The organism is Spirillospora sp. NPDC029432, assembly GCF_040703975.1.
In the GTDB taxonomy this organism is placed as follows: Bacteria; Actinomycetota; Actinomycetes; order Streptosporangiales; family Streptosporangiaceae; genus Spirillospora.
In genome coordinates, this window is the sequence record NZ_JBEZWH010000126.1 from 1 (window position 1) to 10,925 (window position 10,925).

At 73.3% G+C, this 10,925-nt stretch carries 10 protein-coding genes; 4 read left to right on the top strand and 6 right to left on the bottom strand.

Annotated features, from left to right (window positions below):
* Nucleotides 1–82: 82 nt before the first annotated feature.
* Entirely contained in the window at nucleotides 83–661 is a 579-nt protein-coding gene (locus AB0881_RS40965; protein WP_366626275.1) for a lytic transglycosylase domain-containing protein, read from the top strand.
* Between the two features lie 10 nt (nucleotides 662–671).
* On the opposite strand, the gene AB0881_RS40970 is transcribed toward AB0881_RS40965, so the two are convergent.
* The 4 genes from AB0881_RS40970 to AB0881_RS40985 form a co-directional block, all read right to left on the bottom strand.
* Nucleotides 672–2,087: a class II fumarate hydratase gene (locus AB0881_RS40970; protein ID WP_366626259.1), complete on the bottom strand. Its 1,416-nt coding sequence runs from the start codon at nucleotides 2,085–2,087 to the stop codon at nucleotides 672–674.
* An 85-nt stretch (nucleotides 2,088–2,172) separates the two neighbouring features.
* Nucleotides 2,173–3,456 (bottom strand): serine/threonine-protein kinase, encoded by a 1,284-nt coding sequence (locus AB0881_RS40975; protein ID WP_366626261.1) that lies wholly within the window; start codon nucleotides 3,454–3,456, stop codon nucleotides 2,173–2,175.
* 161 nt (nucleotides 3,457–3,617) lie between these two features.
* Nucleotides 3,618–5,258, bottom strand: a complete 1,641-nt coding sequence (locus AB0881_RS40980; RefSeq protein ID WP_366626263.1) for a fumarate hydratase — start codon at nucleotides 5,256–5,258, stop codon at nucleotides 3,618–3,620.
* A gap of 86 nt (nucleotides 5,259–5,344) precedes the next feature.
* The gene (locus tag AB0881_RS40985; protein ID WP_366626264.1) at nucleotides 5,345–6,295 is read right to left on the bottom strand and encodes a DMT family transporter; all 951 of its coding nucleotides are present in this window, start codon (nucleotides 6,293–6,295) and stop codon (nucleotides 5,345–5,347) included.
* A 114-nt stretch (nucleotides 6,296–6,409) separates the two neighbouring features.
* Between AB0881_RS40985 and AB0881_RS40990 the strand changes: the two genes are divergently transcribed.
* Together AB0881_RS40990 and AB0881_RS40995 are read left to right on the top strand one after the other, a co-directional pair.
* The gene (locus AB0881_RS40990; protein WP_366626266.1) at nucleotides 6,410–7,864 is read left to right on the top strand and encodes a PLP-dependent aminotransferase family protein; all 1,455 of its coding nucleotides are present in this window, start codon (nucleotides 6,410–6,412) and stop codon (nucleotides 7,862–7,864) included.
* Nucleotides 7,865–7,893: 29 nt separating this feature from the next.
* Nucleotides 7,894–8,127 carry a hypothetical protein gene (locus AB0881_RS40995; RefSeq protein ID WP_366626268.1) on the top strand — a complete coding sequence of 78 codons (234 nt, stop codon included), beginning with the start codon at nucleotides 7,894–7,896 and terminating at the stop codon, nucleotides 8,125–8,127.
* A 39-nt stretch (nucleotides 8,128–8,166) separates the two neighbouring features.
* Here AB0881_RS40995 and AB0881_RS41000 read toward each other — a convergent pair whose 3' ends face one another.
* On the bottom strand, nucleotides 8,167–8,952 hold the full coding sequence (locus tag AB0881_RS41000) for an ABC transporter permease (RefSeq protein ID WP_366626270.1): 786 nt from the start codon (nucleotides 8,950–8,952) through the stop codon (nucleotides 8,167–8,169).
* The gene (locus AB0881_RS41005) at nucleotides 8,949–9,905 is read right to left on the bottom strand and encodes an ABC transporter ATP-binding protein (RefSeq protein WP_366626271.1); all 957 of its coding nucleotides are present in this window, start codon (nucleotides 9,903–9,905) and stop codon (nucleotides 8,949–8,951) included. Before AB0881_RS41005 ends, AB0881_RS41000 begins: the two co-directional genes overlap by 4 nt.
* 72 nt (nucleotides 9,906–9,977) lie before the next feature.
* On the opposite strand from AB0881_RS41005, the gene AB0881_RS41010 reads away from it, so the two are divergent.
* Nucleotides 9,978–10,598 carry a DUF1707 domain-containing protein gene (locus AB0881_RS41010; protein ID WP_366626273.1) on the top strand — a complete coding sequence of 207 codons (621 nt, stop codon included), beginning with the start codon at nucleotides 9,978–9,980 and terminating at the stop codon, nucleotides 10,596–10,598.
* Nucleotides 10,599–10,925: the final 327 nt, after the last annotated feature.

Below are 10,925 nucleotides of genomic sequence, written 5' to 3' on the forward strand. Positions count from 1 at the left end.
CGGCCCGCGCCGTCCCGGCCGGCGCTCCGGCGGCCGGCGCACCGGGCTGAAGATCGCCGCGGTGGCCGCGGGCGCGGCCGTCGTGGTCGGCGCCGGCGCGGTCGGCGCGTTCGCGCTCACCGGTGACGACGGCACGAGCAAGGTGGCCCCGGACGCGGCGGACGCCGCCGCGGCCGCCCCGGCCATCGACCCGAAGGTGCTCGAGGAGCAGCGCCGCTCGCTGGCCAAGGACCGCGCGTCCCGCGAGGCGCGCGAGGCCCCGGCCAAGGGCCCCAGGCTGATGCCGCGCGGCACGCCGATCCCGACCAAGAAGCCGAAGAAGGACAGCGACGGCGGCGGGGTCCCGACCGAGGGCAACCCGGTCCCGGCGGGCGTGGCGCAGGCGTACGCCAAGTCCATCATGGACGACCCCAGCACCCAGTTCGGCTGCCTCCAGAAGCTCTGGAACAAGGAGAGCCACTGGAACTACAAGGCGTCCAACCCCAGCTCGGGCGCCTACGGCATCCCGCAGGCCCTCCCCGGCTCCAAGATGGCCAGCGCCGGCGCCGACTGGAAGACCAACTACAAGACCCAGATCAAGTGGGGTCTCGGCTACATCGACGACCGCTACGGCACGCCCTGCAAGGCGTGGCAGCACTCCCAGTCGGTCGGCTGGTACTAGGCGGCCGGTACTAGGGCCGCTCGGTCCCCGTCATCGAGAGGACGTCGAGGGCCGCGTCGAGCTGCTCCAGGGTGAGCCTCCCGCTCTCGACGTGGCCCCGTTCCAGGACGACCTCGCGGATCGTCCTGCGCTCCGCCAGGGCCTGCTTGGCGACCTTCGCGGCCTCCTCGTACCCGATGTAGCGGTTGAGCGGCGTCACGATCGACGGTGACGACTCGGCGTACTCGCGCATCCGGTCCGCGTCCGCCTCGATCCCCGCGACGCAGCGGTCGGCGAGCAGCCGCGAGACGTTCGCCAGCAGGGTGATCGACTCCAGCGTGTTGCGGGCCAGCATCGGCAGCTGGACGTTCAGCTCGAAGCTGCCGGACGCGCCGCCGAACGCGATCGCCGCGTCGTTCCCGATCACCTGCGCCGCCACCTGCGCGACCGCCTCGGGGATCACCGGGTTGACCTTGCCCGGCATGATCGACGAGCCGGGCTGCAGGTCGGGCAGCCGGATCTCGGCGAGCCCCGCCCGCGGGCCGGAGCCCATCCAGCGCAGATCGTTCGCGATCTTGGTGAGCCCGACCGCGATGGTGCGGAATGCGCCGCTGGCCTCCACGAGGCCGTCCCGGGCGCCCTGCGCCTCGAAGTGGTCGCGCGCCTCGGTCAGCGGCAGCCCCGTGGCGCGCGCGATCTCCGCGATGACGCGGGCCGCGAAGCCCTCCGGGGTGTTGATCCCGGTGCCGACCGCGGTGCCGCCCAGCGGCAGCTCGGCCAGCCGGGGGAGCACCGCCTCCAGCCGCTCGACCCCGTACCGGACCTGCGCGGCGTAGCCGCCGAACTCCTGGCCCAGCGTCACCGGCGTGGCGTCCATCAGGTGCGTGCGGCCCGACTTGACCGTGGTCGCGAACTCCTCCGCCTTCGCGGCCAGCGCGGCCTCCAGATGCCGCAGCGCGGGGATCAGCTCGTTCACGACGCCGCCGGTGGCCGCGATGTGGATCGAGGACGGGAACACGTCGTTGGACGACTGGGACGCGTTCACGTGGTCGTTGGGGTGCACCGGGCGGCCCAGCCGCTCCTCGGCCAGCGTCGCGACGACCTCGTTGGTGTTCATGTTCGAGGACGTGCCGGAGCCGGTCTGGAACACGTCGATGGGGAACTGGTCGTTCCAGCGGCCCGCGGCGACCTCCAGCGCGGCCTCGCGCACGGCCGCCGCGACGTCCCCGTCCAGGACGCCGAGCTCGGCGTTCACCGTGGCCGCCGCCGCCTTGATCTGCCCGAGCGCGGCGATGTGCGCCGGCTCCAGCCCGCGCCCCGAGATCGGGAAGTTCTCCACCGCGCGCTGCGTCTGCGCGCGCCACTTCGCCGTGGCCGGGACCCGCACCTCCCCCATGGAGTCGTGCTCGATCCGGTACCCGTCCTGCTGCGGCGCGCGCTCGGCCATGGAAACCCCACCTCCGGAATCGAATCTATCCCTGCCCTCGCGACAGCTCCGGAACCGACTCGATCATTCCCGCGGCGGGGCGGGATCAGCCGCCGGCGGTGTTCTTGCGCACCGTGTACGACTTGCGCTCGCCCGGGCCGCCGGCGGGCTGCTGCCGGCCGTTCAGCCACACCTCGCAGGCGGCGGCGTCGTGGATGACGGCGTTGAGGCTCTGCTGGTCGTACTGGCGGGCGTCGCCCTTGGCCAGGGTCTCGTCCGACAGCACGTTCAGCGTCGGCCCCGGCACCGACACGAAGATCTTGCAGGGGCCGTTGCGGGCCCGCACCATCAGCGTGCTGGAACCGGCGCCGGGCGGGGCCGACGCCTGGCCCCCGGCACCGCCGGGGGAGGCGGCCACCGGCGAGGTGGGGGACGGGCCGGGGCTCTCCTTCATCATGCCGACGATCAGCGCGGTGGCGCCGATCCCGCAGGACGCCACGGTCGCGCCGACGAGCGCGATCACGGCCATCACCCGCAGCCGCGGCGTCGGCGGGCGGCGGCGGCCGGCCCGGGGCCCGGTCAGCGCGCGCTCCAGCCGGTCCACCGCGCGGGCGTGGCTGAGCCTGCGGGTGGGGTTCTTCTCCAGCAGGCCGGTGACGACGGGCGCGAGCGCCCCCGCGTTCTGCATGGGCGGCGCCGGCTCGTTGGCCAGCGCGCTGAGCGTGGCCATCACGTTCTCCCGCTCGAACGGCGGCCGGCCCTCCAGCGCCGCGAACAGGGTGGCGCCCAGCGACCACAGGTCCGAGCGCGGGGTGGCCTTCTCCCCGGCCGCGACCTCGGGGGCCACGTACGCCGGGGAGCCCATGAAGTGTCCTGATCTGGTCAGGCTGACCGAGCCGGACGAGAACGCCAGCCCGAAGTCGGTCAGCACGACCCGGTCCCCGTCCAGCAGCACGTTGCTGGGTTTGAGGTCCCGGTGCACGATGCCCGCCTTGTGAGCGGCCGCAAGCGCCTCCAGGAGCTGCCGTCCGATGTGCCCCACCCGCTCGGGCGGCAGCGGCCCGGACCGGGCCACCAGCTCCTCGAGGTTGGGCGCCTCGATCAGCTCCATCACGATCCACGGCCGGCCCTGCTCGATCACGACGTCGTAGACCTCGACGATCGACGGGGTGCGCAGCTGGGCCGGGGCCCGCGCCTCGCGCAGCGTCCGGCGGTAGAAGACCACCCGGTCGTCCTCGGACAGGTCCTCGGGAAGCCGCAGCTCCTTGATCGCCACGGCGCGATCGAGGAGGTCGTCATGCCCTCGCCAGACGGTGCCGTTGGCGCCCTGACCTATCTCCGAGACCAGCCGGTAGCGCGTCGCGAGCACGAGGCGCTCTGACTGAGACATGGCGGAAAAGATACCGGAGTGGCCGTCCGGTCATTGTGGAGACTTCGGGACTAAGTTGGAATTACGGCCAATAGTGCCAGGAACTCCGTTCAGCGCCCGTCAGCGCCCGTCAGCGCCCGTCAGTCCCCATCGCCCCCATCGGCGCCCATCGCCGCCGCCCGTCAGCGCCTGCCGATCGTGAGGACGGGCCCGGTGCTGTCGGCGAAGAAGTCGTTCCCCTTGTCGTCGACCACGACGAACGCCGGGAAGTCCTCGACCTCGATACGCCACACGGCCTCCATGCCCAGTTCGGCGTACTCCAGGACCTCGACCTTCTTGATGCAGTCCTGCGCCAGCCGCGCGGCCGGGCCGCCGATCGAGCCGAGGTAGAAGCCGCCGTGCTCCTTGCAGGCGTCGGTGACCTGCTGCGATCGGTTGCCCTTGGCCAGCATCACCATGGAGCCGCCGGCCGCCTGGAACTGCTCGACGTAGGAGTCCATCCGGCCGGCCGTGGTGGGGCCGAACGAGCCCGACGCGTACCCCGCGGGGGTCTTGGCCGGGCCGGCGTAGTAGACGGCGTGGTCGCGCAGGTACTGGGGCATATCCTCGCCCGCGTCCAGCCGCTCCTTGATCTTGGCGTGCGCGATGTCGCGGGCCACCACCAGCGGGCCGGTCAGCGACAGCCGGGTCTTGACCGGGTAGCGGGTCAGCTCGGCGCGGATCTCGTCCATAGGGCGGTTCAGGTCGATCCGGACGACCTCGCCGTCGAGCTGCTCGTCGGTGGTGTCGGGCAGGTAGCGGGCCGGGTCGGTCTCCAGCCTCTCCAGGAACACGCCCTCCGCGGTGATCTTCGCGACGGCCTGCCGGTCGGCGCTGCACGACACCGCGATCGCCACCGGGCAGGACGCGCCGTGCCGGGGCAGCCGGATCACGCGCACGTCGTGGCAGAAGTACTTGCCGCCGAACTGCGCGCCGATGCCGAGCCTCTGCGTCAGCTCGAACACCTGCTGCTCCAGCTCCACGTCGCGGAAGCCGTGGCCCAGCGGCGAGCCCTGGATGGGCATCGTGTCGAGGTAGTGCGCGGACGCGTACTTGGCCGTCTTCAGCGCGTACTCGGCGGAGGTGCCGCCCACCACGATCGCCAGGTGGTACGGCGGGCACGCCGCCGTGCCGAGCGAGCGGATCTTCTCCTCGAGGAACGTCAGCATCCGCTTCGGGTTCAGGACGGCCTTGGTCTCCTGGTAGAGGAACGACTTGTTCGCGCTCCCGCCGCCCTTGGCCATGAACAGGAACTTGTAGGCGTCGCCGTCCGTCGCGTACAGCTCGATCTGCGCGGGCAGGTTGGTGCCGGTGTTCTTCTCGTCCCACATCGACACGGGCGCCATCTGCGAGTAGCGCAGGTTGAGCTTGGTGTAGGCGTCGTACACGCCGCGCGAGAGGTGCTCCTCGTCCCGGCCATCGGTGAGCACGTGCTGGCCGCGCTTGCCCATCACGATCGCAGTGCCGGTGTCCTGGCACATCGGCAGGATCCCGCCGGACGCGATGCCGGCGTTCTTCAGCAGGTCCAGGGCGACGAACCGGTCGTTCGGCGACGCCTCCGGGTCGTTCAGGATCTTGCGGAGCTGGTTCAGGTGCGCGGGCCGCAGCAGGTGCGAGATGTCGCGCATCGCGGTCTCGGTGAGCAGCCGCAGCGCCTCCGGCTCGACCTGGAGGAACGTCCGCCCGCCCGCGTCGAACGTGGACACGCCCTCGGAGGTGAGCAGCCGGTACTCGGTGTCGTCCGGGCCGGTCGGCAGCAGGTCGGTGTAGGAGAACTCAGGCATCGAAGTTCCTCGCGAGGGAGTATCCAATTGCTTGTGGGGGGACGATCCCCCACACCCCCCGCCCTCCGGGTAGGGGTGGGGCCGCCCTACAGGTTACGACCTGCCCCGGCCGGCACGACCGCCGCCCGTTCCCTGGACGCCCGCACGGGACGCCGCCGGCGGGGCGGGCGCAGGCCGGTGACGACGCCGGCCGCGACCAGGGCGGCGCCGGCGAGGTCGGCGGGCGCCGGCTCGCCCAGGCCGAGCGCCACGGTCGTGACCACCGCGCTCACCGGGATCAGGCCCGCGAACAGCCCGGCCCGGTCGGAGCCGAGCCGGCCGAGCGCGTCGTACCAGAGGAAGAACGCGACCGTCGTCACGATCACCGACAGGTAGCCGAGCCCGGCCAGCTCGGTGCCGGTCGGCACCCGCAGCACGTCCCGCCCGTCGGCCACCAGGCCCGCCGCCAGCAGCATCGGCGCCGCCAGCGCGGCCGACCACGCCGACACGCGCAGCGGGCCGAGCCGCGGCAGCAGCGGGACGGCGAGGAGCGAGAAGCAGACCTCGCCCGCCAGCGCGCCCAGCGCCAGCAGCAGGCCGTGCAGCGTGCCGCTGCCGAGGCCGTTCGCCAGCGCGGCCCCGGCCGTGACGACGCAGGCCGACAGCACCACGGCGGGTGCCGGGCGGCGGCGCTCCAGCAGCGGCCCGGCCAGCGCCAGCGCGACCGGCACGGTGGCGATCACGGTGCCGATCGTGGCGGGGCTGGTGTGGTGCGTGGCGGCGACGATGCAGACGTTGAACGCCGCGAGCCCCGTCCCCGCCAGCACGGCGAGCAGGGCCAGGTCGCGCGCGGTCGGCCGCGGCCCGCCGGCGCCGGTGAGCCGTACGGCCGCGAAAAGGATCACGGCGGCGACGGCGTACCGCACAGCCTGGCCGCCGAGGACGGGGTAGTCGGCGATCGTCGCGGACACGGCGGTCAGCGTGCCGACGAGGAACATCGCGGACCCGGCGCCGATCAGGCCGCGGGGGCTCGCGCCGGGACTGGTGGTCTCGTTCATGGCATGGGACGCTACGAGCGGGTTGGTCCTGATCCCAGGGCCAATCGGATCGACCGTTCTTGGACCAATACCGGACGGGTGACGCCTGGTCGCCCTTCTGGCGCTGAAGGTGATGTGACCGACCTTCATCTGCCCCTCGACCGCTCCGCCGGCCGGCTCGCCGCACAGATCGCCGCCGGCTTCCGCGGCGCGATCCGCGCCGGCCGGCTGACCGCCGGGACCCGGCTCCCCTCCAGCCGCGACCTCGCCCGCGACCTCGAGGTCTCCCGCGGCGTCGTGGTCACCGCGTACGAGCAGCTGATCGCCGAGGGCTTCCTGACGGCCAGGCGCGGCGACGGCACCCGCGTCGCCCGGCTGGCCCGTCCCGACGCGCCGCCCGCGGCCGCCCCGGCCCCGGAGCCGGCCGCGGACGGCCCGCCCGAGCCCGGCGGCCCCGGCGAGCCGCCCGGCGGCGACACCCGGCACGGCTTCCCGTACGACCTGTGGCCCGGCACCCCCGACCTGGGGGCGTTCCCGCGCGACCGGTGGGTGGCGGCGGTCCGCGCGTCCCTGCGCGAGCTGCCCAACGAGGAGCTGACCTACCCCGACCACAGCGGCGCCGCCGCGCTGCGCACCGAGCTGGCCGGCTACCTCGGCCGGGTCCGCGCCGCGCACACCGGCCCCGGCGGCGTCGTGGTGATGAGCGGCGTCGCGCACGGCATGTCGACCGTCGTGCGCGCCCTGATGGACGCCGGCCACGACACCCTCGCGGTCGAGGACCCGACCAGCGTCCGGCAGATGCCGATGCTGGAGGCCACCGGAGTCCGGCTCGTCCGCGTCCCCGTCGACCGGGACGGCCTGGACGTCGGCGCGCTGGCCCGTACCGGCGCGCGTGCCGTGCTCGTCACCCCCGCGCACCAGTACCCGACCGGCGTGGTGCTGTCCCCGGCGCGCCGCGCCGAGCTGATCGCCTGGGCCCGCGCGGCCGGCGGCGTCGTGATCGAGGACGACTACGACGCCGAGTTCCGCTACGACCGCGAGCCCGTCGGCTGCCTCCAGGGCGTCGACCCCGCGCGCGTCGTCCTGCTCGGCTCGGTCAGCAAGGCGCTCGCCCCCGCGCTGCGCCTGGGCTGGGCCGTGTGCCCGCCCGGCCTCGCCGAACGGCTCCGCACCCACCGGGCCCACACCGACCTGGGCGCGCCCGTACTGGAGCAGCACGCGCTGGCCCACCTCATCCGCAGCGGCGGCTACGACCGGCACCTGCGCATGATGCGCCGCCGCTACCGCGCGCGCCGCGACGCCCTCGTCGAGGCCCTCCGCGAACATGTGCCCGACGCCGCGATTCGCGGCGTCTCAGCGGGCATCCACCTCTACGTGGAACTCCCCAGGGGAAGCGACGAGGACGAGGTGGTCGCCGCCGCCGGACGGGCCGGAGTGGCCGTCGCCGGCGCCCGGCCCATGTGGTCGCGCGAGCGCGCGGCCGCGGCCCCGCCCGCCCTCGTGCTCGGGTACGCGCGCGTAGGTGAGAACCGCCTTGCCGAAGCCGCGCGTCTCCTGGGGGAAGTGATTACCCAACGTGCCCAAGGGTAGTAAGTCGTTTCCCGGCGAAGGAGGGACGCATGAGTCTGGAAGAGGCCGCGCGGCAGCTGAAGATGGCGGTTCATGACGCGCAGGTGGCGTTCGACTGTGTGGGGCTCGGCGACCTGGAACGTGCCCAGGAGCACACCCTGACCGCCCGCACGGCGAGCGACGCCGCCATGACCGCCCTCACGCGGGCCTTGGAGGACCTGACGCCGGAAGAGGCCCAGACGCAGGGCGAGAAGGCCGTCACGGCCCTGGAGGACGTGACCTGACGTCCGCGGGGCGCCGGGGGACCGGCGCCCCGCCCCGCGTCAGTCGATCAGGCGCTTGCGCATGCCGCGCACGGCGATCAGCCACATCAGGGCGGCGAACAGCAGCAGGGCGCCGAGATGCCCCAGGTCGGCCAGCGGCTCCAGGCCGAAGACGGCGTGCCGGACCAGCTCCACCGTGTGGAACAGCGGGTTGGCCAGCGCCGCGTTCTGTGCCCAGCCCGGAAGCGCGTCCACCGGGAAGAACGTGCCCGCGATCAGGAACAGCGGCGTCACCACGCCGGTGATCACGTAGTCGAACGAGTTGATCGACGGGACCACCGACGAGGTCCACATCCCGAACAGGCCGAAGCCCAGCGCGGTGAAGAAGACGATCAGCGGCACCAGCAGCATCCCCGCCGACGGGTCGAGCCCGAAGAACAGCGCCACCAGCAGCGGCGTGCAGGCGTACACCGACGACTTGGCCGCGATCCACAGCGCCTCTCCCGTCACCAGCTCGTGGACGTCGACCGGGGCGGCCAGCATCGCGTCGTACGTGTGCTGGAAGACCCGCCGGATGTACCCGTTGAACATCCCCGGGAACACCGACGTGAACAGCGCCGCCACGCCCACCACGCCGGTCGCGACGAAGTCCAGGTAGCGGTAGTCGCCGATCACGGCCACCATCGAGCCGAAGCCGTACCCGAAGGCCAGCAGGAAGAACGTCGGCTCCACCATGGACGCGAACGACTGCGAGCCCCAGTAGCGCTTGAACAGCGCCAGCTCGTGCCGCCAGATCCCGCGCACGGGCGCCAGCTCGAAGCGCCGCAGCGGTTCCTGCGCCGTCATTCCACCCGCTCCCCGGTCAGCACGACGAACACGTCCTCCAGGTTGGCGGCGCGGCGCACCCCGTCCGGGCCCAGCTCCGCGTCCAGCGACGGCGCGATGGTCTCGGCCTTCAGCACCGACACCGACGGCCCGGTACGGCGCGTCGGCAGCCCCGCCCCGCGCGCCACCCGTTCCACCTCGGCGAGCCGGTCGGGCGGGCCGTAGTGCTCGACGACCAGCTCGCCCGCGTGCTCGGCGATCAGCTCGGCCGGGGCGCCGCGCGCGACGACCCGGCCGTGCGACATCAGCGCGCACTCGTCGGCGAGCCGCTCGGCCTCCTCGATGTAGTGCGTGGACATCAGCACGGTGGTGCCGCCCGCGCGCAGCCCGTCGATGAGCCCCCACAGCTCGGCCCGTACCTGCGGGTCCAGGCCCACGGTGGGCTCGTCCAGCAGCACCAGCGCGGGCCGGTGCACCAGGCCGCGGGCGATCAGCAGCCGGCGGCGCATCCCGCCGGACAGGTCGTCGACCTTGGTCCGCTGCCGCCCGGTCAGGTGGGCCAGCTCCAGCGCGTCGTCGACGGCGGCCCGCCGCCGCGCCCGCGGCACCCGGTACAGATGCGCGAACACCTCCAGGTTCTCCCGGGCGGTGAGCTCCTCGTCCAGGTTGTCCTGCTGCGGCACGACCCCCATCGCGGCCCGCGCGCGCTTGGACTCGCGGGGGACGGCGAAGCCGAGCACCTCGATCGAGCCCGCGTCGGCGATGGCCTGGGCGGTGAGCAGCTTCATCGTGGTCGACTTGCCCGCGCCGTTCGGTCCGAGCAGCCCCAGGCAGGAGCCGGCCCGCACGTCCAGGTCGAGCCCGTCGACGGCGGTGAAGTCGCCGAACCGCTTGACCACCCCCCGCAGCGCGATCGCCGGCCGCCGCCCTTCGGGATCCGCCGCGGCCGCGGTCTCGTGACGCTGAACCGTCATACCCGCCACCGTAAGCACACGCGGTGACATTTCCCCAACGGTTTTCGGCCCGCGGCCGGTTAGTCTGGGGACGTGGACACGCCCATCCGCCCCACCCGGCCGCAGCCCGCGCCGACCACCCGCGTACGCGATCTGCGCGCCTCCGACGCCGACCGCGAGCGCGTGGTCAGCGTCCTGGGCGAGGCGCTCGCCGACGGGCGGCTGACCATGGAGGAGCACTCCGAGCGCACCTCCCGGGCCTACGCCGCCCGCACGCTGGGGGAACTGACCGGCATCACCGGCGACCTCAGCCCCGAGGAGGCCCAGCCGATCCTGGTCGACGACCGCCCGGTCTCGGCGTTCTTCGGCCGGATGCGCCGCGAGGGCCGCTGGGTCGTCCCGGTCAAGCTCCCGCTGCTGGCGATGTTCGGCACCGTGGAACTGGACCTGCGCGAGGCGGTGCTGCAGCGTCGCCACATCGTCCTGGACTCCATGGTCGTCGGCGGCCGGATCCGCCTGCTCGTCCCCGAGGGCGTCCAGGTGAACGTGACGGGCCGCACCATCCTCAGCACCCGCGAACTGCGCACCCGCCCCGCCGAGGAGGGCCCCACCATCGAGATCGGCGGCACCCTGATCTTCGGCTCGATCAAGGCCAAGGCCCCCAAACGCTCGTTCAGAGACAGGGTCCGAGGCCGCCTAGGCCGCCCCCGCTGAACCCCTTTTTGGCGTGAGGCCCGCCCCCGCCCGGGGGCAAGGGGCGGAGCCCCATCTACCCAAGTCGCGATCCGCAACGTCACCAGCGACCTAAACCCGCCCGGAGCCCTAGCTTCCCAGTCGCGATCCCGCAGTTGGTCAGCGACCTAAACCCCGCACGGGGGCAAGGGGCGGAGCCCCAACGTCGCGAGTCGCGTCCCCGCACTGTGACCAACGACCCAACCCCGGCCCAGGGGCAAGGGGCGGAGCCCCCAGAGATGGGGGCGAGGGGCGGAGCCCCCAGGCAGGGGGAGTGGGGGGCGGCAGCCCCCCACCCGGTCGGCCGCG

What these genes read in the sequence shown, in the direction of transcription:
- AB0881_RS40970 (WP_366626259.1), bottom strand. Translation starts at nt 2,087, where the DNA reads ATGGCCGAGCGCGCGCCGCAGCAGGACGGGTACCGGATCGAGCACGAC.
- AB0881_RS40975 (WP_366626261.1), bottom strand. Translation starts at nt 3,456, where the DNA reads ATGTCTCAGTCAGAGCGCCTCGTGCTCGCGACGCGCTACCGGCTGGTC.
- AB0881_RS40980 (WP_366626263.1), bottom strand. Translation starts at nt 5,258, where the DNA reads ATGCCTGAGTTCTCCTACACCGACCTGCTGCCGACCGGCCCGGACGAC.
- AB0881_RS40985 (WP_366626264.1), bottom strand. Translation starts at nt 6,295, where the DNA reads ATGAACGAGACCACCAGTCCCGGCGCGAGCCCCCGCGGCCTGATCGGC.
- AB0881_RS40995 (WP_366626268.1), top strand. Translation starts at nt 7,894, where the DNA reads ATGAGTCTGGAAGAGGCCGCGCGGCAGCTGAAGATGGCGGTTCATGAC.
- AB0881_RS41000 (WP_366626270.1), bottom strand. Translation starts at nt 8,952, where the DNA reads ATGACGGCGCAGGAACCGCTGCGGCGCTTCGAGCTGGCGCCCGTGCGC.
- AB0881_RS41005 (WP_366626271.1), bottom strand. Translation starts at nt 9,905, where the DNA reads ATGACGGTTCAGCGTCACGAGACCGCGGCCGCGGCGGATCCCGAAGGG.